This is a genomic window from Pseudomonas sp. WHRI 8519 (genome assembly GCF_040224055.2).
Lineage (GTDB): Bacteria > Pseudomonadota > Gammaproteobacteria > Pseudomonadales > Pseudomonadaceae > Aquipseudomonas > Aquipseudomonas putida_X.
The window spans coordinates 4,518,056-4,543,221 of the sequence record NZ_CP167996.1 but is presented as its reverse complement, the minus strand read 5'-3'; the positions used below and the strand labels follow the sequence as shown (position 1 = coordinate 4,543,221).

Annotated in this window: 24 protein-coding genes; 6 read left to right on the top strand and 18 right to left on the bottom strand. The window is 62.0% G+C overall.

Features of this window, described 5'->3' with window-relative positions; genetic code table 11:
• Positions 1 to 251 precede the first annotated feature (251 nt).
• From ABRP30_RS20690 to ABRP30_RS20655, 8 genes are all read right to left on the bottom strand, one after another.
• Entirely contained in the window at positions 252 to 392 is a 141-nt protein-coding gene (locus ABRP30_RS20690) for a hypothetical protein (RefSeq protein ID WP_349974624.1), read from the bottom strand.
• Entirely contained in the window at positions 389 to 1,192 is an 804-nt protein-coding gene (locus ABRP30_RS20685; RefSeq protein ID WP_349974623.1) for a DUF6708 domain-containing protein, read from the bottom strand. Before ABRP30_RS20685 ends, ABRP30_RS20690 begins: the two co-directional genes overlap by 4 nt.
• Positions 1,189 to 4,401, bottom strand: coding sequence for a T6SS effector BTH_I2691 family protein (locus ABRP30_RS20680; protein WP_349974622.1), 3,213 nt, complete (start codon positions 4,399 to 4,401; stop codon positions 1,189 to 1,191). The genes ABRP30_RS20685 and ABRP30_RS20680 overlap by 4 nt, the downstream gene beginning before the upstream one ends.
• A complete protein-coding gene (locus ABRP30_RS20675; protein WP_349974621.1) occupies positions 4,398 to 5,321 on the bottom strand; it encodes a hypothetical protein in 924 nt (307 codons plus the stop codon). The genes ABRP30_RS20680 and ABRP30_RS20675 overlap by 4 nt, the downstream gene beginning before the upstream one ends.
• Positions 5,318 to 7,390, bottom strand: coding sequence for a type VI secretion system tip protein TssI/VgrG (locus ABRP30_RS20670; RefSeq protein WP_349974620.1), 2,073 nt, complete (start codon positions 7,388 to 7,390; stop codon positions 5,318 to 5,320). Before ABRP30_RS20670 ends, ABRP30_RS20675 begins: the two co-directional genes overlap by 4 nt.
• Before the next feature lie 26 nt (positions 7,391 to 7,416).
• Positions 7,417 to 8,298, bottom strand: coding sequence for a type IVB secretion system protein IcmH/DotU (gene icmH / locus ABRP30_RS20665; protein ID WP_349974619.1), 882 nt, complete (start codon positions 8,296 to 8,298; stop codon positions 7,417 to 7,419).
• Between the two features lie 195 nt (positions 8,299 to 8,493).
• Positions 8,494 to 8,859 carry a YbaN family protein gene (locus ABRP30_RS20660; protein ID WP_241804664.1) on the bottom strand — a complete coding sequence of 122 codons (366 nt, stop codon included), beginning with the start codon at positions 8,857 to 8,859 and terminating at the stop codon, positions 8,494 to 8,496.
• A gap of 7 nt (positions 8,860 to 8,866) precedes the next feature.
• On the bottom strand, positions 8,867 to 9,454 hold the full coding sequence (locus ABRP30_RS20655; protein ID WP_012315632.1) for a YecA family protein: 588 nt from the start codon (positions 9,452 to 9,454) through the stop codon (positions 8,867 to 8,869).
• Between the two features lie 244 nt (positions 9,455 to 9,698).
• Here ABRP30_RS20655 and recQ point away from each other — a divergent pair, with 244 nt between their 5' ends.
• Positions 9,699 to 11,843 (top strand): DNA helicase RecQ, encoded by a 2,145-nt coding sequence (recQ, locus tag ABRP30_RS20650; RefSeq protein WP_267817868.1) that lies wholly within the window; start codon positions 9,699 to 9,701, stop codon positions 11,841 to 11,843.
• Positions 11,844 to 11,984: 141 nt separating this feature from the next.
• The gene (locus ABRP30_RS20645) at positions 11,985 to 12,422 is read left to right on the top strand and encodes a MarR family transcriptional regulator (protein WP_267817866.1); all 438 of its coding nucleotides are present in this window, start codon (positions 11,985 to 11,987) and stop codon (positions 12,420 to 12,422) included.
• 21 nt (positions 12,423 to 12,443) lie between these two features.
• Here the strand turns inward: ABRP30_RS20645 and ABRP30_RS20640 are convergent, their stop codons facing one another.
• Positions 12,444 to 14,627, bottom strand: coding sequence for a patatin-like phospholipase family protein (locus tag ABRP30_RS20640; protein ID WP_267817864.1), 2,184 nt, complete (start codon positions 14,625 to 14,627; stop codon positions 12,444 to 12,446).
• A gap of 66 nt (positions 14,628 to 14,693) precedes the next feature.
• Here ABRP30_RS20640 and ABRP30_RS20635 point away from each other — a divergent pair, with 66 nt between their 5' ends.
• Positions 14,694 to 14,975, top strand: a complete 282-nt coding sequence (locus ABRP30_RS20635) for a SelT/SelW/SelH family protein (protein ID WP_267817862.1) — start codon at positions 14,694 to 14,696, stop codon at positions 14,973 to 14,975.
• On the opposite strand, the gene ABRP30_RS20630 is transcribed toward ABRP30_RS20635, so the two are convergent.
• Both ABRP30_RS20630 and ABRP30_RS20625 read right to left on the bottom strand, forming a co-directional pair.
• Positions 14,976 to 15,866 (bottom strand): DMT family transporter, encoded by an 891-nt coding sequence (locus ABRP30_RS20630; RefSeq protein WP_267817859.1) that lies wholly within the window; start codon positions 15,864 to 15,866, stop codon positions 14,976 to 14,978.
• 109 nt (positions 15,867 to 15,975) lie between these two features.
• Complete coding sequence (locus ABRP30_RS20625) at positions 15,976 to 16,749, bottom strand: AraC family transcriptional regulator (protein WP_241804658.1); 774 nt, start codon at positions 16,747 to 16,749, stop codon at positions 15,976 to 15,978.
• 127 nt (positions 16,750 to 16,876) lie between these two features.
• Here ABRP30_RS20625 and ABRP30_RS20620 point away from each other — a divergent pair, with 127 nt between their 5' ends.
• Positions 16,877 to 17,689 (top strand): UDP-2,3-diacylglucosamine diphosphatase, encoded by an 813-nt coding sequence (locus ABRP30_RS20620; protein WP_349974618.1) that lies wholly within the window; start codon positions 16,877 to 16,879, stop codon positions 17,687 to 17,689.
• Positions 17,690 to 17,704: 15 nt separating this feature from the next.
• Here ABRP30_RS20620 and ABRP30_RS20615 read toward each other — a convergent pair whose 3' ends face one another.
• Positions 17,705 to 18,016, bottom strand: coding sequence for a DUF962 domain-containing protein (locus ABRP30_RS20615; RefSeq protein WP_241804656.1), 312 nt, complete (start codon positions 18,014 to 18,016; stop codon positions 17,705 to 17,707).
• 155 nt (positions 18,017 to 18,171) lie between these two features.
• On the opposite strand from ABRP30_RS20615, the gene ABRP30_RS20610 reads away from it, so the two are divergent.
• Positions 18,172 to 19,233 carry an AraC family transcriptional regulator gene (locus ABRP30_RS20610; protein WP_267817853.1) on the top strand — a complete coding sequence of 354 codons (1,062 nt, stop codon included), beginning with the start codon at positions 18,172 to 18,174 and terminating at the stop codon, positions 19,231 to 19,233.
• Here ABRP30_RS20610 and ABRP30_RS20605 read toward each other — a convergent pair.
• Positions 19,190 to 20,644 carry a TrkH family potassium uptake protein gene (locus ABRP30_RS20605; protein WP_241804654.1) on the bottom strand — a complete coding sequence of 485 codons (1,455 nt, stop codon included), beginning with the start codon at positions 20,642 to 20,644 and terminating at the stop codon, positions 19,190 to 19,192. The two genes, ABRP30_RS20610 and ABRP30_RS20605, sit on opposite strands and share 44 nt — an antisense overlap.
• Positions 20,645 to 20,825: 181 nt before the next feature.
• On the opposite strand from ABRP30_RS20605, the gene ABRP30_RS20600 reads away from it, so the two are divergent.
• Positions 20,826 to 21,383, top strand: coding sequence for an NAD(P)H nitroreductase (locus ABRP30_RS20600; RefSeq protein WP_267817849.1), 558 nt, complete (start codon positions 20,826 to 20,828; stop codon positions 21,381 to 21,383).
• Between the two features lie 113 nt (positions 21,384 to 21,496).
• Here ABRP30_RS20600 and ABRP30_RS20595 read toward each other — a convergent pair whose 3' ends face one another.
• The 5 genes from ABRP30_RS20595 to ABRP30_RS20575 all read right to left on the bottom strand — a co-directional run bounded on the left by ABRP30_RS20595 (position 21,497) and on the right by ABRP30_RS20575 (position 25,164).
• Positions 21,497 to 22,837, bottom strand: a complete 1,341-nt coding sequence (locus ABRP30_RS20595) for a HAMP domain-containing sensor histidine kinase (protein WP_349974617.1) — start codon at positions 22,835 to 22,837, stop codon at positions 21,497 to 21,499.
• Positions 22,838 to 22,895: 58 nt separating this feature from the next.
• Positions 22,896 to 23,312: a Spy/CpxP family protein refolding chaperone gene (locus tag ABRP30_RS20590; RefSeq protein WP_241804651.1), complete on the bottom strand. Its 417-nt coding sequence runs from the start codon at positions 23,310 to 23,312 to the stop codon at positions 22,896 to 22,898.
• Positions 23,313 to 23,513: 201 nt separating this feature from the next.
• Positions 23,514 to 24,191 (bottom strand): response regulator transcription factor, encoded by a 678-nt coding sequence (locus ABRP30_RS20585; protein WP_241804650.1) that lies wholly within the window; start codon positions 24,189 to 24,191, stop codon positions 23,514 to 23,516.
• Positions 24,192 to 24,269: 78 nt separating this feature from the next.
• Entirely contained in the window at positions 24,270 to 24,569 is a 300-nt protein-coding gene (locus ABRP30_RS20580) for a YciI family protein (RefSeq protein ID WP_039604111.1), read from the bottom strand.
• A 1-nt stretch (position 24,570) separates the two neighbouring features.
• On the bottom strand, positions 24,571 to 25,164 hold the full coding sequence (locus ABRP30_RS20575) for a septation protein A (RefSeq protein ID WP_349974616.1): 594 nt from the start codon (positions 25,162 to 25,164) through the stop codon (positions 24,571 to 24,573).
• Between the last annotated feature and the right edge of the window lie 2 nt (positions 25,165 to 25,166).

The following is a 25,166-nucleotide window of genomic DNA, read 5'->3' as shown; positions in this document are numbered from 1 at the left end:
TGGGTGATAGGTCCAGTTGAGCTGTGATGCCATCCGTTTTGGCTGGAATGTTTGGGCCGGGTAAGTTGTAAGCCCTACCTCGTGGGCAATAGACGTCTGGCATTAGATGTAATCCTGAATTGTGATCTCGGCGTAACTGTTCGGGCTGTCGCAACTACTGCAGGGTGAACACAGAACGGCCGCGTCATTGGACGACTACCTGAACTTCGAGGTCAGCGGCAGAGGGGCAATGTGGTCTCGACCATTAGAGGTCAGCAGCGTGGCGGGAGCTGCGCCGGTGCTCGCGCAACGGCCTTGCCATTGAAGGTGTAGTCGGCGCTGCCTGTTTCCACTACGCCAATGCCACATTTTGGGCAGTCATGGCGGTGATCTACCAGGACGACGGTATTCATGGTTGTTCTCCTTGGCCGGGAGCGGTGCGGGATTCAAGATCCATTTCGGGTGGCCATTGGACTTTGGGCGCTAGACGATGAAATGGGTTGCGCAGATCATCACTGTTCCAGTCCGTAGGCGCGTGGGTAAATGCTGGGAGGGCGTCCGGGCCTTCCTGCATAAAAATCCTCGCAAGTGCCCAGAATTTTTTGCCCTGTTCAATATTACCGGCGAAAAAAAAGCGGTCGATCACTTCGTCGGTGCCGGGTTTGCGGACTGAGATCATGACTTTTTCAACTCGCCCACCGTATCCCATTGGGGCATTAACACTATAGACTTCGGCAGTAAGCTGTTCCCAGTCGTAGGCAACAGGTTTAACACCCCAGTCTTTCCGACCAAAGGGGTGAAGTCGATCAAATCTGTATTGATAGAAATAAACCCTCTGGCGGCACCTGTTGAATCGAATAGGCTCGTTGCGAGGGTATGTAAGGTCCATGCGTATGTACGCAAATGTGATGAAGAAACAAATTGCATACGTGGCTGCAATTGTGAGTAGTCCGCTAACGTCTGCTCTGGTGGGGGAGGTGAAATCGTCGTAGATGAAGTAGATGAGCATAATTATCCCCGCGAGCATGAGTGAGCCGCCTACAATAGGGTTGTAGCCTCTGAATTTGAATAGCGATCTCGGAATCTCAATGTATATTGAGTCAACATGGCTTGGTGGTGCCAGAAATTCTTCTGTGACTGGGCGAAAATCTGAAGGGGTGGCTGAGTCGGGTAAGTCATATTTCCAGCCAAAAGCTCTTTTGGGCAAAGTCATACGTTAATTTCCTGTAGTTCAATTTCGGCATATGCACTTGGGATGTCGCGATCTGGCCAATAGGTCAAGCAGAGCGTTGCGGCTGTGATGTTGAGGACTCCCATCGTCGTTAGTGTTACCGACCCGCTGACGGTCATATTATTTTCTTCATCAGCCTGACTTTGCTCTGCTTTGCGCTTGGGCCTCGTAAACGCAATGCTATCTTTGAAGTAGTCGGCGTGGTTAGGTGCGGTAGAGACATTGAGTTCGCTGAGTGTACGCATCCTCTCCGAGATTGCCTGCGTATAGCTCATCTCATGAATGAGTATCTCTCCGCCACCAAATCGAGGTGGGTTACCATCTCCATGGCGATGGATTACCAAAATCCAATTGTAACTTGAAATGTGCTCGATGAAGCCAGGGAGTCTAAAGCGGAACTCCAAGGAGTGTCGTGTTTTGGGGTTGATAATGCCCTCGCTTTTTGAGGTTGTGGTCGTGGCTGTCCACTGAGTTTTGAACTTAAGCGCACCGCTGATGCCCAGAGTTGCCGCATTGAGTTCGGAAAAGGCAATATCGGCGTCATTCGGTGAGTGCCAATGGACAGGAGGCGTCTCATCAGCGGTTCCAAAATGGCAGCGCTTGACCCAAAGCTCGAGCGGTGTGGACTCATTGTTTATTGCGTATTTACTGAAGCTGTAGGCTGTCAGTCCCAGGGCGACGGCGTACCCTAATGGTCCTAGTAGCGAGGCGTTGTATATCGCTAGGTAAGCCGCATAAGCCCCGATTGTGCTGAATAATGCGGCGGTGAAGTGATACTTATTGGCACTGGTATCACCTGAAAGAGCATTGCGTCTAATCGCCTGTATTGACTGAAATGTGTCGATCACTCCCACTGCAACACCGATAATCGCCCCAGCTCGATAAATCATTTGTCCAGCGGCAACTCTCGTAGGATTGTATTTTTGAACAACGAGACCTAATGCCTGAATTGCACCCCCAATAATCCCTGCGCTAGATCCATAGAGCGCAAGCGTCGCCTCTGTAGACTTCGCCCCAGTTTCCTCTTCCACTTTTTTCAGGTTCTTGCCCAAGCTGTCACTCAGCAAATACAACCCGCCCAGCGTGAGCAGCAACTCTCCGCTTCCCGCCACCCCCTTCAGCCCAGAAAAACTGCGTCGCACCATCTGCGACGCCTGCAGCGCGCTGATCCGTATCCCCTCGAGCATTTTCCGCGCACCGGGCTCCAACGTGCCCGCCGCGACCCTTATGTCTACCAGGCTCATCTGCGCCGCGTGACTGAGCTGGTTCACATTCTGGCTGACCTCCTGGAGCAGCTGCTCTCGCAACACCTCAGCCTTGCCCTCGACCCAGACGCTGACGTCGATCAGCGTATGCGCCACCTTGGGATCGAGGACCGCTAGGCTCAGCAAACCGCTCTGGATAATCGGTTGTACCTTGCGGGCGTTCATCTGGGCGCCGGCTTTCAGTTCTTCGAGACTAGGCATCATCCGGTCTCGCGCTTTGGCCAGCGTGGCGCTTGCCTTGTTTTGCAATTCCCGAAGGTGCGCATTCTGCAGGGCGTAGTACTCGCTCAGTTTCATCTTTACCTGCAGCTCGACCAGGTGTACGCCGTTATAGAGGTACTGACTGGCGCTGTTCAGATGTCGCACGGCTTGCTGAATACCTGGGCCGAGCAGGGCCTGCAGGCGTTGACTGGCTGCATTCAACGCGCCTTGAGTTTGCGCGACCGCCTGATTGAGCTGATGACGCAGGTGAAGACGACCCTCTTCGCTGGTGATCATCTTGCTCAACGCCGCGTAGAGCTTTTCGCTGTCGTTCCAGTTGATTGGGGCGCTGGCGGAAAAACTGGGCAGCAGTGCCGCCAGTAGAAATTCGTTGCGTAGCAATACGGCGCGGTAGGGTGGGCTGTTTGGGTCCTGCAGCCATTTGAGCCACAGCGCTTCGCTGGTGCCGGAGGACGGCTGGCCATGCGCTGCGCTGGTTGCAGCCGCCTCGGTGACGCCGCCAGCCAGGCAACCGGCCATGGTCTTGCTGTAGGCCACGCCGGACTCACGATCATGGCCGTCATAGTCGTATTGCTCGATCAGCGTGAACATCTGGCTTTGGCAGCGTTCGGCATAGGCGTTGGCGTTCTGGTCGATATAGGCCTGAAACTGGCGTTCCTGCCGATCGTATTCGTCCTGGAAGGCGGCACGCTGGGGCTCGTGGTAGCGCTCCTCAAGGCGTTTATCGCTTTGTTGCTCCTGCACCGCGACGAGCCGTTGCCTCTCCACCTCGGGCGCAGCAAAGGCCGGTGCCCCATCACCTGTAGTCGGGGCTCCGAACGGCGCGACCTGCTGCGCCGCCCACTGTCTGTGCGTAGCCCGAATGATCTGCAGAATTTGCGATGTCTGGAATTGGTAGGCGCGCAGCGGGTCCTCGCGCCATGCCTGGCGTTTGACGAGCCAGCTCAGGCGCTGATGGTTGTACTCCTGCACCAGCCCGACCGTGTCATCCAGCACCACGGCTAGCACGCCCTGTTCCAGTTGGTGCCTGTTCATGGCATTGACCACGAAGCCACGCAGGGCGGTTCGGCGCAACAGCCGGCTGTGAAAGCCATGTGCACTGTCGAAGGGTGCGCAAAGCTGCTGGGCGTATTCAAAGACTTGCTTGTCTACCTGCAGGTTGTCCGGGGTCATCGCCAAGCCCAGCAGTTGCGGGTGCTCACGCGCCTGGACCAGGTCCAGGCCCTCGAAACGCTGCGCAGGTGCATGGCCGCGCTTGTACGCATCCAGCACGCTGCGCGGCCAGGCGTCACTGGAGAAGGCGAGCCAGGCCGAGCCGTAGGCTTCGCTGTCGAGGGTGAGAAAAGACGAGGGGATATCGTGGTTTTCGTTCAGGCACCGGGCGGGCAGCGAAGGCGGTGGGCCGGGCGGTGGCTCGTAGGGGTTGAAGCGGCGCAGGTGGCCTTGGTCGGTGACCTCGTAGGCCTGCCAGATGCGCTGGTCGAGCAGCACGTACAGATAACCGGAGCGCAAGGTGCGCAGCCCCATTCGGGTCTCGACATGGGGCTCGCCGGCCACGGTGCCGGCGTAGCCCGGGCGCGTGTCGGGCACCAGGGCGCGGCGCAGTGGCAGGATCGGCAGGCCTTGCCGCTCACAGGCCCTGCACGGGTCGACCGAGACTGCGGCTTCGGCGAGGGCGGTGGCGACGCGTTGGCTGATGCTCATGGGCGAACCTCTGAAGGGCCAAGGGTGGCGATCATTTGCCGCCAGTGCGCATCGTCGTGGCGGGCGAGCAGTGGCGCGAGGGGACGTTGCTGTTGCACAGCGGCGTCGATGATCTGGCGCACGTAGGGCGCGGCGTGCAGGCGAGGGTGCAGGTACAGGTGGTACAGGGCGAAAATCAGGATGTCATCGGTTGCGCTCAAGCCCAGCCTGCGAGCGTCATCTATGTGGTTGGAGGCTTTTACCGCAGCGAACGGCGGGAGCGGCCTTGGCTTCGGATCAGCAGGGCCTGATGGCAGGGCTCGCCAGGCCGCGAGGAGCATTTCGATCAACGCCACGTCGTCCTGAATGCGCAAGGCGGACGCAGGCAAGCCGCTGCGAGGACGGGCTTCACCGCTGAAACCAGCCAGCTGCGCGCCGCTGCTCACGAACAGCCAGTGCTTGATCGGCCACCAAGGCCCGCGCTCCACGTGTTCGAAGCTCGCAGCCAGCAGTTCGAGGCGCACGGGTTCGTAGAGGGGGTAGAAACGGGGCTCGCTTGCGGAACCGGGAAGCCGGCACAGCGCCGCCAGGTGCGCAGCGATGACCGGTGCCGGTGCTTCGCTCAGCAACCAGCCACACACGTGGCGCTTTCGGCGCTGGTTATCACGTTGTGCTGCATGGGCAGTCATCTTCAGCAGTGGCGGGCTCGGTTTCGCCCCGGGTGATGACAGGCAGGCCAGCACGGGGTGCAGCTGCGGGGCATGGGGCAAGTCGGCTCGATCCACCCGACTCATCGCACCTTCCCCCAACGCTTTGTTCAAGTGTGAAAGCACGGATTGGTCGCTGTTCTCGGGTATTGCCAGCGGGTCGATCAGTACATGGCAGTGCAGCTCTGGGGTGTGGTAGTCGGCGATGAGTTGGAGCAAGGCTTCGGTGCTCATCGGCGTCGTTCCTCGCACTGGCTGCCGGTAACGGCGGCGAGGTCCAGTGCCAGGGCGTTTCCAGCGCCTTTTGCCCCGGCTTTGGTCGGCCCAAGCAGGGTGAGTGACAGGCCATTGAGGGTGATGCCTTCGGCGTCCAGCACGATGCTGCCCCCCGGGCTTCTGAACTCGATACGTTCGCTGGCGCGGAGCTGGTAGACGGTCGTTTGCTGATCCACGCCATCGCCGACGCTGATCTTCTGGCCGCCTTTGACGAGTAGTGCGCTTTGACCTCCGATGGTGACAGAGTGATTGACCCCCGTGGATTCGCAGCGGTCATTGCCGACGTGCTCGATCAGGTCGTGGCCAACCTTCACCTTGCACGTTCGCCCCGTCCGTTCGGTGCGGTCCTGGCCTATGTCCTGGCAAAGATTGTTGCCGACACTGAGCTGTTCATCATTGCCCACTTGCTCTACACGGTTGCGCCCGATGCAGGTCGACTCATCGTTGCCGACTTCGATGTTCTGGTCCCGTTGCGCATGGATATAGAGTTCCTCGCGCCCCAGCTCATCCTCGAAGCGCAGCTCATTGAAGCCTGTGCCCTTGTGAGTCTGGCTCTTGATGGTCATGCGCGTCTTGTGCTGTGGCAAATCGTAAGGGGGCAGCTGATTACCGCAGTAGGTGCGCCCGGTGATCATCGGTTGGTCCGGGTCGGCGTTGACGTAGTGGATGATCACGTCCTGGCCAATGCGCGGGATGGCCATCGAGCCCCAGCTCCCACCGGCCCATCCTTGCGATACACGCACCCAGCAGGAGCTGAATTCGTTGTTCTTGCTTTCCCGGTCCCAGGGGAAGCTGACCTTGACCCGGCCCCACTCATCGCAATAGATCTCTTCGCCGGCGGGACCGACCACGGTGCCCATGTGTGGGCCATCGATGCGCGGTTTGGGCAGCGGCTGTGGGCGCCACTCGAAGCGGCCGGGTACCAGCACTGCAGTCTGCTGGTAACGGGTACCCTGCTCGGCACCAGCGGCTTCGTCCTCCAGGCTGGAGTACTGGATGCCTTCGTGAGCCACGCTTTTCACGCGCCAGTGCACGTTGAGGTCGTCACGCTCGTGGTTGACGAGGTTGAAACTCAGGCCGGGTTGCAAGCGCTCGTCATCGCCTTCGACCTCGGCAACGCGTGCGTCATGGCGCAAACCGGTGATGCGGGTTTCGGTGAAGGGCTTGCCGACCGCGTCGCGCTTGTAGCGGCCGGGGTAATCGAAGCGTTCGTACGCCTTGGACTGGTGCTCGAGGTGAGCACCGGTGGCGCGATGCTCCTGGCGGTACTCGGGATTGGTGAAGGTATGGTCGCGTTGCACCTGGCGTGCTGTGCGTACTTGTTCGCTGTAGTGGAAACGACGCAGGCAGGGTTCGGCCTGATAGCCGCCGCTGTTTGGGTTGTACAGCACGGTGTAGCCAGCTGCGGTTTCATCGCGCTCGACGCGGGCCAGCTCTCTGTCCTTGATCACGCTGATCGTGCCCAACGAAAGCACCCGGTCAGTGATGACCAGTTCGTGCCGTTCAGCGGTGTGCTTGAAGCGATAGACGAACCCTGCCTCGCCTGCCAGGCGGGCGAAGAAGTCGAGGTCGGTTTCGCCAGCCTGGACACAAAACTCGCGGGGTGGGTCGTCGTTTCTGATAATGAACTGGGACCGGGTAATGCCTTGGCGTTCGAGCATCAGCTCAAGAATCTGTCGTGTGGTTTTGTGCTGGAAGATACGCCAGTTCGAGCGCAGGCTGGCCCGGGCCAGTTGCGGTTCGACCAGCGCTTTGTAGCGCGTACGATGAAAGCCGGTCTCCCCTTGAGTGAAGCTGCTGACCAGGCCGTGCACATAACGCACCGGGCGCTCGTCACGCCAGATCGTGAACAGCACAGGTTTGTCGAGCAGGTGACCGAAGTCGACAGCGTGCTCGAAACTGACCAGTTCCAGCGTCAGGGTGAACGGCTGGCTCAGTTCCTCTTTGAGGGTGAACGACACCACATCGAATTCGCCATCGCCCACGAGCGGCTCAAAGGTGTAACGCAGATCGGATTGGCTAGACACGGTTCCTCCTGGAAGCACTTTTCCAGCTACTGCTGCAAAATGAGGTCGAGCGATTCGAGTACTTCTGCGGTGAGCAGGCCCAGGCGGTAGCTGTAATAGCTGTACGCAGCTACCATGGCCAAAGCCGATATCACCAATGGACTCCACCAAGGCAGCCAATCGCGTGGCTTTTTGTACGGGCGCATGACGACATTGGTATAAGGGTCGCAAACGTCTTCAGGCACGGGCCCGCGAAGTTGGCGGATGATGCCGTGTAGTTCCGTTATCAGTGCGTCCAGCAGTTCATCGCCTTTGGGCTCTAGGGCGTACTTGCCTTTCAGGCCAAAGCACAGGCACAAGTAGAGAAATTCCAGAACATCCTGGAAACGCTCAGGCTCTTGCATCATGCGCGAAAGCACCGCGAATATTTTTTCGCCACCCTGGGTGTCCTGATGAAAATCGCTGAGCAATGTTCGGCCACTCCAGACGGAGTTGCTGCCCCACGGTGTGGCCATGACGATTTCGTCGAGGTGCAGGCACAAGGCATAGGAGTAGGCCTGCATCTGGATAGCGTCGTAGCCGCGCTGGCCCACCTCTTCGAGAATGGCGCAAATCTGCGTGTGCACCTGCTGGCGTAGCGCCGCGATATGGGGGAGTGCGTCCAGGGTGCGAAGGCGCATGGCCAGGCCGAACAGCGGCATGGCTGCATCGACCATCAGGTTGCTGTGGCCGCCCCTCAGCTGGAATTGCGGGTCGGCTGGATAGCCGCACACGTTGATTTCAGGGCCCGCTGAAGCGCCTTGAGCCGATGAGGGGGGATCGCCCCACACCGCCTGTTTGAGCAGCAGATTTGCTCGGCGCTCGGTTACGTCGTAAGGAGGAGTGTTCGAATCGTCCGTTTCAGTGCAACGCCTCGTTTTATCTGGCATTGGTAATCCTCGCGCACTGTTAGTGTCCATGTTTTAGCTGTGGACCTAACACTAACGGGGAACTGAATCTTAGTGCAGATTTTGGCGTCCTAAAATGATGTAGGAATTGTCGCTAATATATATTTGTAATTGTTGCAGTGAAAATAAACGGCAACAATTAATCAACAGGAAGTACCCGTTGGCAACAGGGCCAATTCAGTCAGGTTTGCGCAACGTCTTCTGCTTCAGGATGTACAGGCTGACCAGCACCGCACTGGTCAGCATGAATGCCCGCGCCCAAAACAGGGGTACCAGGAAGCACGACAGGCCGATGCTCGCCCACATCAGGCCGATGGCGTACACCTTGCCCTTCAAGGGGATACCTTCACCGCTCAGGTAGTCACGGATCCACGGCCCCAGGGTGGGGTGGTTGACCAGCCAGTGATGAAAGCGTGGCGAGCTGCGGGCGAAGCAGGCCGCCGCCAGCAGCAGAAAAGGGGTGGTGGGCAACACCGGCAGGAAGATCCCCAGCACCCCCAGCGCAACGCTGAGCCAGCCGATGGCCAGCAGCAGGTAGCGCACAGCCGACTCAGTGGTGGCGGGGCTTGAGCAGCGCAGGCTTCTCGTCAGGCGCGTGCAGCAGCAGGAACAACGCGCTCAGCGCCTCTGGGATCTGCACGATCATGTCGTCCTGCAGGTTGGCGTTGCTGGCGATGTCGGCGAACTCCGGTTGCTCGTCGAACAGGCCCGAACCGACCATGATCGGCAGCAGCATCTCGCTGACTTCTTCTTCGGCGTTCTCGAACCAGGCCTCTTCACGCAGGAAAACGCCTTCCATGAAGCCGATGCACCAGCCGCGCAGGTCGGAGTCGTCCGGCTCGTCGGTCAGGTCCAGGTCGCACGGCAGGTCGAATTCTTCGTCGCTGGCCAGCTGGCGGGCGATGTGGCCCTTCAGTGCCACCAAGGTAGCTTCGATCTCGGTGCGCTGGGCATCGCTGGCGTAATGAGGCTCTTCGGCGAACAGCGCGTCGATCCATTCACGCTCGGGGACGTCTTCCGAGCAGATCGACAGCGCGGTCAGGTAGCCGTGGGCGGCGACGTAGTCCAGCGCTTCTTCGTGCAGCTCGTCGGCGTCGAGGAAGGCTTGCAGGCGGGTCAGTTGCTCGGCGAAGGACATTACAGGGCTACCTTGGGGAATAAACGATAGTGAATTCTAGCACCTTGCGGCGATGGCGGGGCAAAGGGAACATCTGTCACCGGGCATCCTGTACAGGCTGGCACTGGGGTATACTTCGCGGTTTTTCACCCAGGGGCGGGTTTCCCCGGCTTCTGGCAAAAGCCGCTTACGCATTTGGCGTGTGCGGAGCGGGTTTTTCGTCCAGCCTGTGTCCAGGATGGTACGGCGATTTGTGGAGTTGCACATGCTCGAACAGGCTCAGCGCGTTCTCAAGGATATCTTCGGCTACGACAGTTTCCGTGGGCGCCAGGCAGCAATCATCGAATGCGTGGCCAATGGTGGCGATGCCCTGGTGCTGATGCCCACCGGCGGCGGCAAGTCGCTGTGTTTCCAGGTGCCGGGGTTATTGCGCCCGGGCCTGACCGTAGTGGTGTCGCCGCTGATCGCGCTGATGGACGATCAGGTCGCCACGCTCGATGAACTCGGGGTCGCGGCCGCGGCCCTGAACTCCACCCTCAGTGCCGAACAGCAGCGTGATCTGGCCGGGCGGCTGCGCCGCGGTGAAGTGAAGATGCTGTACCTGGCGCCTGAGCGCCTGGTGCAGCCGCGGATGCTGGATTTCCTGCGCGGCCTGGACGTTTCCCTGTTCGCCATCGACGAGGCCCACTGCGTTTCGCAATGGGGCCACGACTTCCGCCCCGAATACCTGCAACTGGGCCAGTTGGCCGAGCTTTTCCCGCATGTGCCACGCATCGCCCTTACCGCCACCGCCGACATGCGTACCCGTGAGGAAATCGTCCAGCGCCTGCACCTGCAGGGCGCCGAGCGGTTCCTGTCGAGCTTCGACCGGCCCAATATCTTCTACCGCATCGTGCCCAAGGAGTCGCCGCGCAAGCAGTTGATGGCCTTCCTCGGCGAGCGCCGCGGCAATGCCGGCATCGTCTACTGCCTGTCACGCAAGAAGGTCGATGAGACCGCCGCCTACCTGTGCGCCCAAGGCTTCCCGGCGCTGCCGTACCACGCCGGCCTGGCTGCTGAAACCCGTTCGGCCAACCAGCATCGCTTCCTCAACGAGGAAGGGCTGATCATGGTCGCCACCATCGCCTTCGGCATGGGCATCGACAAGCCCAACGTGCGCTTCGTCGCCCACCTCGACCTGCCCAAGTCGCTCGAGGCTTACTACCAGGAGACGGGGCGTGCCGGCCGGGATGGCTTGCCGTCCGATGCCTGGATGGCCTACGGCCTGCAGGACATGGTGATGCTCAAGCAGATGCTGCAGAACTCCGACGGGGACGAGCGCCACAAGCGCGTCGAGCAACACAAGCTCGATGCCATGTTGGCGCTGTGCGAGGAAACCCGTTGTCGCCGCCAGGCGTTGCTGGCCTATTTCGATGAAGTCCTCGAACAGCCGTGCGGGCATTGCGACAACTGCGTCGACCAGGTCCAGACCTGGGACGCCACTGAGCCTGCGCGCCAGGCGCTGTCGGCGGTGTTCCGTACCGGCCAGCGGTATGGTGTCGGCCACCTGATCGATGTGCTGCTTGGCAAGGATACCGAAAAGGTGCGCAATTTCGGCCACGAGAAACTGTCGGTGTTTGGTGTTGGCAAGGCGATGGCCGAGGTCGAATGGCGCTCGCTGTTCCGCCAGTTGGTGGCGCGCGGCCTGGTCGACATCGACCTGGAAGGCTACGGTGGCCTGCGCCTGTCCGACAGCTGCCGGCCGCTGCTGCGCGGCGAAGTGACCTTGCAGTTGCGTCGCGACCTAAAGCCCCAGACCGTGGCGAAAACGTCCTCGGGCGGCGGCAGCCCGGCCAGCCAGTTGGTGCGCGCCGAGGAGCGCGAACTGTGGGACGCGCTGCGCACGTTGCGCCGCAAGCTGGCCGAAGAGCACAGCGTGCCGCCTTATGTCATCTTCCCGGACTCCACGCTGCTGGAGATGCTGCGTAGCCAGCCTACCAGCCTCAGCGACATGGCCCAGGTCAGCGGCGTGGGTGCGCGCAAGCTGGAGCGCTACGGGCAGGCCTTCCTCGAAGTGCTCAATGACGCCGGTGGCACCACGGAGGCGCCCAAGGTGGTACTCGATCTGCGCCACGAACTGGTCAGCCTGGCCCGTGCCGGCATGACCCCGGCGCAAATCGCCGGCCAGCTCAATTGCAGCGAAAAGAACGTCTACAGCCTGCTGGCCGAAGCTATCGGCCGTCAGGAGCTGAGCCTGGACCAGGCGCTGGACCTGCCAGAAGACTTGCTGATGGAGGTGCAGGATGCCTTCCTCGATGGCGAAGGCGAGCTGCCGCCGGTTTCGGCCATCGCTCCGCTGTTCGGCGCGCGCCTGCCCGAAGGGGTGTTGTACTGCGTGCGTGCTGCGCTGGCAGCTGAGTTCGAGCTTTGATGATGGAAGACATTTCGGACATCCACTGATCAATGTCATCCTTTTTGACGACTTTCAGACATTTCCGGGCGGGGCAGCCTTGCCTGATGGCCCGGGGCATGGTTAGCTGACTAATAATTAGTTCTAGTCAATGAGTTGTTTATGCCCCTGACCGACAACCAACACCGTTTCGGCATGCAGCTGGCCCAGATGTCCCGTGGCTGGCGCGCCGAACTGGATCGCCGCTTGGCCGGGCTCAACCTGTCCCAGGCGCGCTGGCTGGTGTTGCTGCACCTGGCTCGTTTCGAAGAAGCGCCTACCCAGCGCGAGCTGGCCAAAAGCGTCGGCGTTGAAGGCCCGACCTTGGCGCGTCTGCTGGACAGCCTGGAAAGCCAGAGCCTGGTTCGACGCCAGGCGGTGCTTGAGGACCGGCGGGCGAAGAAGATCCAGCTGTGTCCTCCGGCAAAGCCGCTGATCGAGCAGATCGAAACCATCGCCAATGCCTTGCGCCTGGAATTGTTCACCGGGGTTGATGAGGCTGACCTGGACGTGTGCATGCGCGTGCATGCAAAGATTCTGGCCAACCTGGAAAAGTCCTGAGGCCCGATTCGGCCTTCAGGCTTAGAACGTGTTCCCCAGGTTCAAGTAGATTGCCTGCTCATCCGCGGTGTTAGCGCCATAGCTGAGGCTCAGCGGCCCCAGGGGCGTGTCCAGCCCCAGGAAGATACTGGCGGCATTGATGTAGCCACTGTCGAACTCATTGTCATTGTTCCACGCCCGCCCGCGCTCCAGGGACCCGCCGATGTAGAGTGGAAAGTCCAGCGGCAGATAAGAGCGCGGCGTGAGGCGGCGGTAATAGACCATGCGCAGCAGGCTCACGTTCTGCCCGGATACCGAGTCCTGGCGGAAGCCGGACAGTTGCCGTGCCCCGCCAAGCACAAAGCTCGACGTCACCACCTCGGTGTCGTCGAGCGTGCGACCATACCCCCCACCGAGCACCAGCGTGTTCGGCCCGCTGCTCAATGCCTTGTCCAGATTGAACATCCATTGGCGGTAGTCCGCGTCCGAGTCCAGCGATTTGTCGTATTTGCGCAGGGTCAGGCCTATGTTCTCGCCACTGTGCGGGAAGTACACATTGTCGAGCGTGTCGAACGAGTATTTCAGCTCGTAGAAGCCTTCGTTGAAACTGAGCTTGGGCAGGTCCTGTTCGCCGATGCGCACCTCGGCCTCGCCCCAGGCCTTGCCCGCACCCAGGCGCACTTCGCCATAGGTGCCGATCTGGCGGCCGATGTTGAGGCCAAAGCCATAGCGTTCGAGGCGGTATTCGGCTATCGGATCGCTGTCCAGGGTGGCTTCGATATTCTGCGAGCCGAAGTCCAGATAAGGGGCGATGAAGTAGCGTGAACCCACGTCAAGTGGCTGGTAGAACTCGCTGTAAAGCTCTTGCTTGTCCCCGATCTGCGCGCGCGTCAGCCACTCGGCGCCCAGTTGGTTGATACCGTTGACCCGATAGCTGGCGCCCAGGTTGAAGGCACTGTCCCCGCGCAGGTCATCCGACAGGTTCAGGCCCAGGCGCAGGTAATCGGTGCCGCCGCGCTTGCCGCGGGCGTTGATCACCAAGGTGTTGTCGTTGCCTTTGTGGACCACGCGGTATTGCACGCGGTCGAAGTAGTCCAGGCCATACAAGGTGCCCATGTCGGTTTGCAGCCGGTCGAGCTCCAGCGGCTCGCCGATCGGCTGGCGGATGTAATAGCGGATCACGTCATCGCTGACCTTGGAGTCGTTCTCCACCTTGATGGCGGTGATCACCGGGGTGCGTTGGCGTGGTGAGCGTGCCATGGCCAGTTCGGCATCCCCTTCAGGCTGGCGCAGGGCCGCCAGGCGAGGGTCGAGCAGGCGGGTTGCGCGGTAGCCGGCTTCGATCATGTCGCGCGCGCGGCCGAAGTCGGTGACGCCGAACGCGGCCAGCTGTGGCTGGATGAGGATGTCATCTCTGTGCAAACTGGCCAGCTGCTCTTCGGAATTGCGCCGGGTCATCAGCGTGATGGACTGGTTGAGTACGTCCACCACCGTGGCCAGTTGTTTGCGGTCACGCAGCGGGGTGCCGATATCGACCACGATGGCCAGGTCAACGCCCATGTCCCGGGCGACATCCACGGGTATGTTGTCGACCATGCCGCCATCGACCAGCAGGCGCCCATCAAGCTCGACCGGGGCGAATACCGCCGGGATCGACATGCTGGCGCGGATCACTTGGGGCAGGTGGCCGCGGCGGAATACCACTTTCTCGCCGCTGGCGATGTCGGTTGCCACGGCGCGGAACGGTATCGGCAATTTGTCGAAATCGCGGGTATCGGCGGTGTGGGCCAGCTTGCTTTCCAGCAGCAGTGCGAGGTTCTGGCCTTGAATCACGCCCAGTGGCAGGCCGAGGCTGCCGTCGTCTCGAAAACTCAGCTTCTGCTTGACCAGAAAGTCGCGGTCGTCCTGCTTGCGCCGGAAGGGCACGTCCTTGCGCGGTGGGGCATCGGACAAGGCTTCCTGCCAGTCCAGCGTGGTGGCGAGCTTTTCCAGCTCCTCGACGCTGTAGCCGGACGCATACAGGCCGCCAACCACAGCGCCCATGCTGGTGCCGGCGATGGCGTCGATGCGCACGCCCTGTTCCTCCAGGGCCTTGAGCACGCCGATGTGGGCCAGGCCACGGGCGGCGCCCCCGGAGAGTACCAAACCGACCTTGGGGCGTGCCGCCTCGGCGAGCACGGTGAAGGAGCTGAGCGTCAGCAGGAGGCAGAACAGCAGGCGGCGCATCGTGAGTCTCAAACAGGGGGCTAAAGACCGCTAGTATAAGCGGCCATTACCTGGAGAAAGCGCACCATGGCCGACAACAAGCCGGAAATCATCATCACCTATTGCACGCAGTGCCAATGGCTGCTGCGCGCCGCCTGGCTCGCCCAGGAACTGCTCAGCACCTTCGCCGATGACCTGGCCAGGGTGGTGCTGGAGCCTGCTACCGGCGGTACTTTCCGCATCACTTGCAATGGCGTGCAGATCTGGGAGCGCAAGGCTGACGGTGGCTTCCCTGAGGCCAAGGTGCTCAAGCAGCGTGTGCGTGACCAGATCGACCCGCAGCGCGACCTTGGGCACAACGACCGCTGATCAGGCGCCCTCGGCCACGGTGCGTGGCCTGGGCGGCTGCTCGGCGGCAAGGCGGCTGGAGAGCACGATGGCGAAGATGATCAGTGCACCGCCCAGCAGCATGCGCAGGGTTGGGGTTTCGGCGAACACCATCCAGGCAACAGCGATGCCGTAGATCGGTTCCATGCCGAAAACCAACGCGGCAGTACGTGCCTTGATCACCGCCAGGCTGGCGACGAACAGGCTATGGGCGACGCCCGTGCAGAAAACCCCCAGCAGGGCGATCCACAGCCAATCCATGGGCTCTACCGTACCCAGGCCCTGCGCAGCGAACGGCAGCAGGCACAGGCCGACCACGAGGTTTTGCCACAGCGCTGCCTGAACGGCAGGCAAGCGCCCGGAGCCTGCCCGGTTGGTCAGCGACAGTAGCGAAAACAGCAGGCCGGAAAGCAGGGCCCATAGCAGCCCGCCCGTGGCGTCGCTGGCCAGGTCGAAAGAGGGCGTCACCAGCACCAGGCCGATACTCACCAGCAACACCAGCAGCGCTTCGTTGCGGCGGATGCGTTCACGGAACAGCAGCCCTTCGAGCATCACGGTAAATGCCGGGAAACTGGCGAAGCCCAGGGTGGCGATAGCCACGCCACCGACTTTGACGGCGATGAAGAAGCTGACCCAGTGGCCGGCCAGTAGCACACCGCCCAGCAAGAGGCGCTGGACGTCCTGGCTGCGCAGGCGCTGCCAGCCTGGGCCGGCGATGCTGGCGAACAGCGCAAGGGCAAGCACGGCAAAGGCGGCACGGCCGAAGACGATGATGGCTGGGCTCGCGCTGGCGGCCAGTTTGCCAAAGACGCCGGTCAGGCCGAAGAACAGTGCGCCGATGTGCAGGGCGCCCAGGGCGGTACGGTGGTTCATGGTGGTCCTTTGAAATCCTTCTGGTCAGGCCCGGCCTTGTCGTGCGGTTACCCCACAGGCCGGGGCAGGCACAGTGTAAAGCCGCTGCCAAGCCCGGTCTGTCGCCACCCTAGCGTGGTTTGTCGCCAGATTCTCGTCGCAATGCACTCGGCACGCATCCGAACATGCGCAGCATCGCCGCCGAAAACGCACTTTGTGAGCTGTACCCCACCTGCGCGGCAATCTCTCCCATCGGCAGCAATGTCTGGGTAACCAGCTCGCGCGCCTTGAGCAAGCGCCGCTGGCGGATGTAATCCATTGGCGTCATGCCGCACTCGGCCGTAAATCGCGCATGCAGCCGCGCACTGGACAATCCGGCGATGCGCGCCAGGTCGGCGACCTGCAGCGGGTAGGCTGCATGCTGCTCGATGTGGCTGTCGAAAGCGGCGTAAGGCAGGCGATGGCTGGGTGTGACATTGGCCGACGCCGCAGGGTTGAGGCAGGCCAGCAACAGCGCTGCGCCTTGGCGGGCGATCAGCGGGTCGTCCACCGGGCTTGCCGCCAGCCAGTCCACCAGTTGCTGTTGGCGAGGGTCCAGGCCCAGCGCGCCAGAGCGGTCCAGCAGCCGGCGGCTGGCGTCGGCATGCTCGCCGAGTTGCTCGTCCAGCCAATGGTCGCTCGGTACATCGAGCACCAAGCAGTGGCTGCCAGTATCGCTGCCACAGGTATGGTGGGCACCGGCGGGCACCACGATCAGGCCCTGACGGTCGATCCGCGCCCCGTGCCCTTGTACCTCGAAATCCAGCCGGCCGCGCAGGCCGAACACCAACTGTGGGTGGTCGTGGCTGTGAGCGATCACGTCATCGCGGTAGTGGCGAAGGGAAAGAATCGGGCCGGCGGCCATGGTGGGTCCTCGCAGGGCAGAGCGCCATTGTGCATCAATCCTGGCTGCTCAGCACCGGTCACATCGCTGCCACCAGCCTGTCATGTACCGATGCCAGTCTCCAGCAAACAGCGCCGGAGCCCGCCCCATGACCCATGCCGAACTCTCTCGCCCGTCGCGCAAGCAGCGCGTACGCACCCTGTGGATCTCTGACGTGCACCTGGGCACCCGCGACTGTCAGGCCGAACACCTGTCGCGCTTCCTCAAGGGCTACCAGGCCGACCGTCTCTACCTGGTCGGCGACATCATCGATGGCTGGAAGCTGCGTGGCGGTATCTACTGGCCCCAGGCCCACACCAATGTGATCCGCCGTTTGTTGACCCTGAGCAAACGCGGCACCGAGGTGATCTACGTGACGGGCAACCATGATGAGTTCCTGCGGCGCTACTCCAGGCTGGTTCTGGGCAACATCCACCTGGTGGACGAGGCTGAGCACCTCACGGCCGATGGCCGTCGGTTGCTGGTGATCCATGGTGACCAGTTCGATGTGATTACCCGCTACCACCGCTGGCTAGCGTTCCTTGGCGATCGTGCCTATGAATGCACCTTGGTGCTCAACCGCTGGCTCAACCATTGGCGGGCCCGCTACGGGTATGGTTATTGGTCACTTTCGGCCTACCTCAAGCACAAGGTCAAAGGTGCGGTGAACTTCATCAGCGATTTCGAGGATGCCATTGCCCATGAGTGCACCCGTCGTGGCTTTCACGGGGTGGTGTGCGGGCATATCCACCATGCCGAAATCCGCAAGGTCGGGAACGTGGATTACCTCAACTGTGGCGATTGGGTGGAGTCCTGCACTGCGCTGATCGAGCATTGGGATGGCAGCATCGAGCTGTACCGGTTGGCCGACGCCCAGCTACGGCAGGCAGAGGGCGTGGCGGCGTTGCGCGAACCTGCGTGACAGCCGCCCGGGCAACTAGAGGCTGATCCTGCCCAGCAGAATGTCGCGGAACATGGCGAAATCGCCAATCAGGCTGTACAGCGGATGCTTGAAGGTCGCTGGCCGGTTTTTCTCGAAAAAGAAGTGCCCGACCCAGGCAAACCCATAGCCGAACACCGGCACCGCCAATAGCAGCAGCCATTTGCCGCTGGCGATGGTGTACGCCAGCAGGGCGATCACCAGGCTGGTGCCGACGAAGTGCAGGCGCCGACAGGTGGGGTTGCTGTGCTCCCCCAGGTAATAGGGGTAGAACTCGGCAAAACTGCGAAACTGCGCTGAGCTGTTCATGGGCAGTGCTCCAGGATTGACACTTTTTGACAGGATACACGGCGTGGAGCCTGAATCGAGTCTAGAGTCATTGGCGGAGCCTACCAGTGACAATAGGCGCCAAATGAGTATCCTTGGGGTTAACCGCATGAAGCGGTGAGCATAAGAAGCCTGTCATGAGCGAGAGAACCACGTCAGCCAGCTGGGCATCAGGGATTGTGAAGGCGCTCGAGCTGGAAGGGCTCGATTGCCCGGCCATGTTCGAGCAGCTCGGCCTGGATTTCGCTGCCCTCGACGACCCCGATGCGCGCTTCCCGCAGGATGCCATGACCCGCCTTTGGCAACTGGCTGTAGAGCTGTCGGGCAATGAAGCGATTGGCCTGAACATGGCACGGGTGGTCAGGCCGGCTTCGTTCCATGTGGTGGGCTACGCGTTGATGTCCAGCCGCACCTTGGCCGAAGGTTTCGAGCGCCTGGTGCGCTACCAGCGCATCATCGCCGAAAGCTCCGATCTGAGCTTCCGCCTGGGGCCTGAGGGGTATTCGCTGATCCTCACCGTGCACGGTGATCACCTGCCGCCGACGCGGCACAGTGCGGAGGCTTCGCTGGCCTGTGCGCTGGCGCTGTGCAAGTGGCTCAGCGGGCGACCCATCCAGCCGCGGCGGGTACTGATCCAGGGGCCTCAACCCAAGGACGTCGAGCCCTACAAGGTGGCTTTCCATTCCCCGCTGGTGTTCGGTGCGCCCCACGATGCGCTGGTGTTCGAGCGCGCCGACATGGAAGCTGCGCTACCTACCGCCAATGAGGCCATGGCCATTCTGCACGACCGGTTTGCCGGGGAATACCTGGCACGCTTCTCTGAAAGCCGGGTGACCCACCGGGTGCGCCAGGTGCTATGCCGCATCCTGCCTCAGGGCGAACCGAAGCGGGAAACCCTGGCCCAGGCGCTGCACCTGTCCCAGCGCACGCTGCAGCGCCGCCTGCAGGAGGAGGGCACCAGCTTTCAGGCATTGCTGGACGACACCCGTCGTGAGCTGGCCGAGCAGTACCTCGCCCAGCCCGGCATGACCTTGCTGGAAACCGCCTACCTGTTGGGGTTCGCTGACCCGAGCAACTTCTACCGGGCCTTCCGCCGCTGGTTCGACGTTACCCCCAGCGAGTACCGCGCCCGTCTGGGCGCGGACCCCGAGGCGGTCAGTGACGCCAGAACGCCGGCATGCACAGCACCAGCACCGTGATGATCTCCAGGCGGCCGAGCAGCATGCCGCCGGCAAGAATCCACTTGGCAGCGTCCGGCAGCATGGCGTAGTTGCCTGCCGGGCCGATCACTTCACCCAGGCCCGGGCCGACGCCTGAAACGGTTGCCGCGGCGCCGGTCAGTGCGGTCATCCAGTCCACGCCCAGCAGCGACAATAGCAACGCCATCACGCAGATGGTGATCGCGAAGAAGAACGAGAAGGTCAGGATCGAGCGCACGATCTCTTCGTCCAGGCGATGGCCGTTGTATTTCTGCTTGATCACCGCACGTGGATGGATCAACTGGTTGAGGCTGGCCTTGAGCAGGATGTAGGCCACTTGGAAGCGGAAGATCTTGATACCGCCGGCGGTCGAACCAGAGCAGCCACCGACGAAGCCCAGGTAGAAGAACAGCATCAGCGAAAAATTGCCCCACAGGCTGTAATCGCCCAGGGCGAAACCGGTGGTGGTGACCACGGAGGTCACGTTGAACGCAACGTGGCGCAAGGCATCGAGCCAAGGCAGGTTGGTGGTGACCCAGTACCAGGTGCCCAGCACCAGCCAGGTGACCACCAGCAAGCCAAGCAGCCCCTGGACCTGCTGGTCGCGAATCAGCGCCCTGCGGTTGCCGCGCAAGGTGGCCACGTACAAGGCGAAGGGCAGGCTGCCCAGAATCATCACGACCACCGCGACCCAGTGCACGGCAGGGATGTCCCACTTGGCCAGGGACTGGTCAGAGGTGGAGAACCCCCCGGTGGAAATGGCTGACATGGCGTGGTTGATGGCGTCGAACGGCTTCATGCCGGCCCACCAGAAGGCCAGGGCGCCAAGCACCGAGAAGCAGACGTACACCCCGACGATAGACTTGGCGACCATGTGTGAGCGCGGCATGACCTTTTCCGAGCGGTCGGACGATTCGGTCTGGAACAGGCGCATGCCACCGATGCGCAGCAGCGGCAGGATCGCCACCGCCATGGCGATGAAGCCGATACCGCCGAGCCAGTGCAGCATCGAGCGCCACATCAGGATGCCCGGCGACATGGTATCCAGCCCGCTGAGCACGGTGGCACCCGTGGCAGTGATGCCGGACATGCTTTCGAAGAAGGCGTCGGTGTAGCTGATGTGCTGGGTCAGCAGGAAGGGCAGGGCGGCGAATACGCCTACCACCAGCCAGCTGCTGACGGTCAGCAGGTACATGTCGCGCGGACGCAGGTGCACATGCTCCGGACGGCCTTGGACGATCAGGAGCAAGCCTGCGACGAAGGTGATCAGGCTTGACCAGAGGAACGACGGCATGTCGCCGGTACGTTCGAAGATCACCAGCGTCGCCATGGGTACGACCATGCTGACCGCCAGGGTGATCAGGAAGATGCCGATGATGAAACCAATGATCCTTAAGGTCGGCAACGCCATGTGATCTGCTCTGACTTTGAACGGAGGGGCGCCATTCTACCTATGGGCCTGCCAGCTGCAAGCCGAGAGCTGCACGCAGGCAGAAATGGCAGTGTGCACCGGGTGGCTTCTGCGTGGCGCTTGCAGCTTGTGGCTTGCAGCTTGAGAATGGCCGCACATTCAACTGCCAGGAGGGTAGCCGATGGAGGCTCTCGACGCATTGCTCAACCGTGTATCCGTGCCACGCCTGACTGAACCTGCGCCCAATGCCGCCCAGCGCGAGGCGCTGTTCCAGGCTGCGCTGCGCGCGCCCGATCACGGCCAGCTGCGGCCATGGCGCTTTCTGACCATCGAAGGCCAGGGCCGCGACAAGCTCGGCGAGCTGTTTGCCGAAGCGGTGCAGAACAAGGGCGATGCCACCCAGGCTGCGCTGGACAAGGCCCGCGCCATGCCGTTGCGTGCGCCGCTGCTGATCGTGGTGATCGCCAAGCTGCAGGAGCACTACAAGGTGCCGATGTCAGAACAGCGCCTGGCCGCTGGCTGTGCCGCGCATGGCATTCTGATTGCCGCGCATGCCCAAGGCATCGGTGCCGTGTGGCGTACCGGCGACATGGCCTTCGATGCCCATGTGCACAAGGGCTTGGGGCTGGGCGAGAACGAAGAGTTGATCGGCTACCTGTATGTCGGCACGCCGCTGGCCGAGCCGCGTACGGCGCCAGTGCTGCAAACCGCCGAGTTCGTCAGCGCCTGGGGCCAGTAACGCCAGGGCCGCTGTGGCTTGATCGCCGGCAAGCAGGCCCCCACAAGGTGGTTTGCGTCAACGTTTAGACATTGGGTAAGGCAGCTGCTCCCACTGGTGCGGGAGCGCTGAATTCAGCTGCCAACCTCCACTTCCAGCGGCAACTCCAGGCGCGCGACAAAACCACCCTGTGGGTGGTTCGCAAGTACCAGGCTCCCGCCATGGCGCTCCGCCGCCTTGCGCGCAATCGCCAGCCCCAGGCCATGCCCCGCTGCTTCCTGCCCGGGGGCACGGAAGAAGGGCTCACCCAGCTGCGCCAGGTGCTCGGCAGACACCCCAGGCCCATGGTCACGCACACTCACGACGATGCGCCCCTGCTCGCGCCCGGCGCGCACTTCGATCGGCTGCCCCTGTGGGTTGAAGCGCAAGGCATTGCGCAGCAGGTTGTCAACGGCACGTTCGATCAGCGTTGGCCAGCCTTGCAAGGTCAAGCCTGGTTGCGCCTCCAGCCGAACGTCCTGCTCTGGCGCGCTGAGCTGTGCGTCCTTGCGCACGCTGCCCAGCAGGGCGTTGAGGTCGACCGTTTCGGCGTGAGACTGTTCGGCATCGACCCGGGCCAGCGTGAGGATCTCGCTGATCAGGTCCTCCAGGCGGTCACATTCGCGGGTCAGGCGCGGCCACAAGGCTTGGCGTTGCTCGGCTTCAGCCCGTTCGGCGAGCGCCAGGGCGATGCGCAGGCGTGCCAGCGGTGAGCGCAGTTCGTGGGAAACGTCGCGCAGCAACTGGCGCTGGCTACCGATCAGGCTCTGCAGGCGGGCGCCCATCTTGTTGAAGTCCTTGGCCAGCACGCCGAACTCATCGCGCCGTGCAGCCAGGCGCGCCAGGCTGTTCTGCTGGTAGCTGGCCTGGCCAAGGTCGTGCACGGCACTGCGCAAGCGGCTCAGAGGGCGGGTGATGGACAGGGTCACCAGCAGGCTGAACAGGGTCAGCACCACCAGGGCTATACCCAAGGCACTCAACGGCCAGAGCAGGCTCTCGCGGTGCCAGGCATCCAGTTCCGGGTGTGGAATTCGGTAGATCAGCAGGTACGTCTCGCCGCTCTCGGGGCTGGTGTACTCCTCGGTCAGGCGACGCCACGGCAGGTGCCGCTCGTCATTGCGCTGGCGCGCCTCGAAGGCTGCGGCACGGCGCGGGAAGGTACCGGGCACCACCGCCTGGCCACTGTCGTCGAGTACCTGTACATCGATCTTGAAGCGCTGCTTGCGACGTTCGAGGAAATGCTGGGCCGACGCCAGGCCTTCGTGTTCATAGTGCTTGACCCAACGGCTGGCGAGGGTACTGAGGCCGGGGTGGCGGCTGAGTATCCAGGCATCCTGGTTGAGCATGTGGCCCAGCAGGATCGACAGGCCTGCGACCAGGGTGATAGCCAGCCAGAAACTGGCCAGGATGCGCCAGAACAGAGAACGCAAGAGCACCTCCTAAACGGGAAAAGCCCGGCCCGCTTGGGGGCGGGCCGGGCATGGGTGGGACAGCTTACTGGGCCTTGGCGGCTTTTTCAGCTTTCCAGGCCTGGAATTCCTTCCATTCAGCCTTGCGTGCTTCGCGGGCTTTCTGCAGTTCGTCGAACTTCTTTTGCTGCTCTGGCTTGAGCAGGGCGCGGACCTGGCTGTCGGTCTTGTCGCGGCTGGCCTTGAGTTCGTCCTTCATGGCTTTCTGGTCTGCTGCTGGCAGTTTGGCCAGGTAGCGTTCGGTGATGTCGTGGCGGTTTTTCATCTGCTCGCCCATCAGCTTGCCAATCTGCTGGCGCTGGTCGCGGCTCAGGTCCAGTTGGGCGAAAGGCGCGTCACCGCGATGATGCGGGCCGTCGTGACGCGGGCCGCCGTCGGGCATGGCCATGGCCACGGTCGGCAGGGCAGCGGCGAACATCAGGGCGATCAAGGTCTTGCGCATGGTGTCTCTCCTGTCATGGGCCGGTGGTTACCGGATGAGCTCAGTTTAGGGAGATCAAGGTCAGGCGCGGTCAGCGAACGGTAAAGGCTGGGTAAAGAAGGGGCTTTGAGCTGCGAGCTGCAAGCTTCAAGCAAGAGCAAGAGCAAGAGCGAGCGCGCACGCCGGGCTTTTTCTTGCAGCTTGCAGCTTGAAGCTTGCAGCTCAGAGACTGTAGTAGTAGCCGCGGCTACGCAGTGCGACGATGCGCGGGCGGCCGTCGGCGTGGGGGCCGATCTTCTTGCGCAGGTTGCTGACATGCATGTCCAGGCTGCGATCGTAAAGGGTCAGCTTGCGGCCAAGGCCGATTTGCGCAAGCTCCTGCTTGTCCAGCGGCTCGCCAGGCTGGCGCAGCAAGGCTTCGAGGATGCGGCTTTCAGACAGCGTAAGGGTCATCTCGCGGCCATCGATGCTGACCACCCCGCGCACAGGGCTGAAGGCCAGATCGCCGATCTCCACCTGCGTCGTGGTGGCTGTCGGGTGGCTACGGCGCAGCACTGCGCGCAGGCGGGCGGTCAGTTCGCGCGGGTCGCAGGGCTTGGCCAGGTAATCATCAGCGCCCAGTTCCAGGCCAAGAATGCGGTCCAGAGGCTCGCCGCGGGCCGACAACATCAGCACCGGCAGTTCAGCGTGGTCGCTACGCAACTGTTTGAGCAGCTCAAGGCCGCTACCGTCAGGCAGCATCACGTCGAGCACCACAGCTGCCGGCGCATGTTCGGCCAATGCCTGGCGCGCGCTCTGGCCATCATGGCAGGCGCGGACGGCAAAACCTTCCTGGGTCAGCCAGCTGCCGAGCAGCTCGCAGAGTTCCTGGTCATCATCAATCAGTAACAGCTCGCTCATGACTCACTCAATTCAAATCGACGGCGTCTGACGCGCTCGCCAGTGGCAAAGATACCGCAGACGCCGACAATTTATCGATCAGGGCAAGACTTGCTTGAAGGGTTTGACGATGACCTGGTCGTAAACACCCGCAGCGATGTACGGGTCGGCATCGGCCCAGGCCTGGGCAGCGCTCAGGGAATCGAACTCGGCGACGATCAGGCTGCCGCTGAAGCCGGCTTCGCCCGGGTCGTTGCTGTCGATGGCCGGGTGCGGGCCGGCCAGCACTACGCGGCCTTCGCTCTGCAGCTGCTTCAGGCGCTCGATGTGCGCCGGGCGCGCGGCCAGGCGTTTTTCCAGGGAATTTGCGACGTCGCTGGCAATGATGGCGTAAAGCATGTCAATCCTTGGGTTTGGAGGTAGAAGGGTCGTCGTGCAGGTGGCGCGACAGGTACAAGCCTTGCGCTACCAGGAATATCACGGTCATGCCCAGGCTGCCGAACACTTTGAAGTCGACCCAGAAATCCTGGAAGGTGAAAGCGACAAACAGGTTGGCCGCGCCACAGAACAGGAAAAACGCGATCCACGCCACGTTCAGTCGGGTCCAGATGGCATCGGGCAAGCTCAGGGCGTGGCCCATGATGCGCTTGATCAACACCCGGTCGCCGATGAAGTGGCTGCCGGCAAAGCCCAAGGCGAACAGCCAGTTGACCACCGGCGCCTTCCACTTGAGGAAGGTTTCGCTATGGAAGGTCAGGGTCAGGCCGCCGAATACCAGGCAGGCCACCAGCGTCAGCCACTGGCCTTTCTCCAGCTTGCGCTGGCGCAGGAACAGCGCGCCATACACCACCAGCGAACTGATGATCAGCATTGCCGTGGCGCTGTAGATGCCGCCGAATTCGAAGCTGTGCCCGGCAACTTCCAGGGGGCGTGGGTCAAGCTTGTAGACGATGAAGAACAGCAGCAGCGGGATGAAATCGATGAATTGTTTCACAA

Excerpts from the sequence above, each read along its gene's own strand:
- ABRP30_RS20600 (WP_267817849.1), top strand. The coding sequence starts at position 20,826 with ATGGAGGCTCTCGACGCATTGCTCAACCGTGTATCCGTGCCACGCCTG.
- ABRP30_RS20610 (WP_267817853.1), top strand. The coding sequence starts at position 18,172 with ATGAGCGAGAGAACCACGTCAGCCAGCTGGGCATCAGGGATTGTGAAG.
- ABRP30_RS20685 (WP_349974623.1), bottom strand. The coding sequence starts at position 1,192 with ATGACTTTGCCCAAAAGAGCTTTTGGCTGGAAATATGACTTACCCGAC.
- ABRP30_RS20615 (WP_241804656.1), bottom strand. The coding sequence starts at position 18,016 with ATGAACAGCTCAGCGCAGTTTCGCAGTTTTGCCGAGTTCTACCCCTAT.
- ABRP30_RS20590 (WP_241804651.1), bottom strand. The coding sequence starts at position 23,312 with ATGCGCAAGACCTTGATCGCCCTGATGTTCGCCGCTGCCCTGCCGACC.
- ABRP30_RS20690 (WP_349974624.1), bottom strand. The coding sequence starts at position 392 with ATGAATACCGTCGTCCTGGTAGATCACCGCCATGACTGCCCAAAATGT.
- ABRP30_RS20625 (WP_241804658.1), bottom strand. The coding sequence starts at position 16,749 with ATGGCCGCCGGCCCGATTCTTTCCCTTCGCCACTACCGCGATGACGTG.
- ABRP30_RS20680 (WP_349974622.1), bottom strand. The coding sequence starts at position 4,401 with ATGAGCATCAGCCAACGCGTCGCCACCGCCCTCGCCGAAGCCGCAGTC.
- ABRP30_RS20585 (WP_241804650.1), bottom strand. The coding sequence starts at position 24,191 with ATGAGCGAGCTGTTACTGATTGATGATGACCAGGAACTCTGCGAGCTG.
- ABRP30_RS20605 (WP_241804654.1), bottom strand. The coding sequence starts at position 20,644 with ATGGCGTTGCCGACCTTAAGGATCATTGGTTTCATCATCGGCATCTTC.
- icmH (WP_349974619.1), bottom strand. The coding sequence starts at position 8,298 with ATGCCAGATAAAACGAGGCGTTGCACTGAAACGGACGATTCGAACACT.
- ABRP30_RS20655 (WP_012315632.1), bottom strand. The coding sequence starts at position 9,454 with ATGTCCTTCGCCGAGCAACTGACCCGCCTGCAAGCCTTCCTCGACGCC.
- ABRP30_RS20675 (WP_349974621.1), bottom strand. The coding sequence starts at position 5,321 with ATGAGCACCGAAGCCTTGCTCCAACTCATCGCCGACTACCACACCCCA.
- ABRP30_RS20640 (WP_267817864.1), bottom strand. The coding sequence starts at position 14,627 with ATGCGCCGCCTGCTGTTCTGCCTCCTGCTGACGCTCAGCTCCTTCACC.
- recQ (WP_267817868.1), top strand. The coding sequence starts at position 9,699 with ATGCTCGAACAGGCTCAGCGCGTTCTCAAGGATATCTTCGGCTACGAC.
- ABRP30_RS20620 (WP_349974618.1), top strand. The coding sequence starts at position 16,877 with ATGACCCATGCCGAACTCTCTCGCCCGTCGCGCAAGCAGCGCGTACGC.
- ABRP30_RS20645 (WP_267817866.1), top strand. The coding sequence starts at position 11,985 with ATGCCCCTGACCGACAACCAACACCGTTTCGGCATGCAGCTGGCCCAG.
- ABRP30_RS20580 (WP_039604111.1), bottom strand. The coding sequence starts at position 24,569 with ATGCTTTACGCCATCATTGCCAGCGACGTCGCAAATTCCCTGGAAAAA.
- ABRP30_RS20635 (WP_267817862.1), top strand. The coding sequence starts at position 14,694 with ATGGCCGACAACAAGCCGGAAATCATCATCACCTATTGCACGCAGTGC.
- ABRP30_RS20630 (WP_267817859.1), bottom strand. The coding sequence starts at position 15,866 with ATGAACCACCGTACCGCCCTGGGCGCCCTGCACATCGGCGCACTGTTC.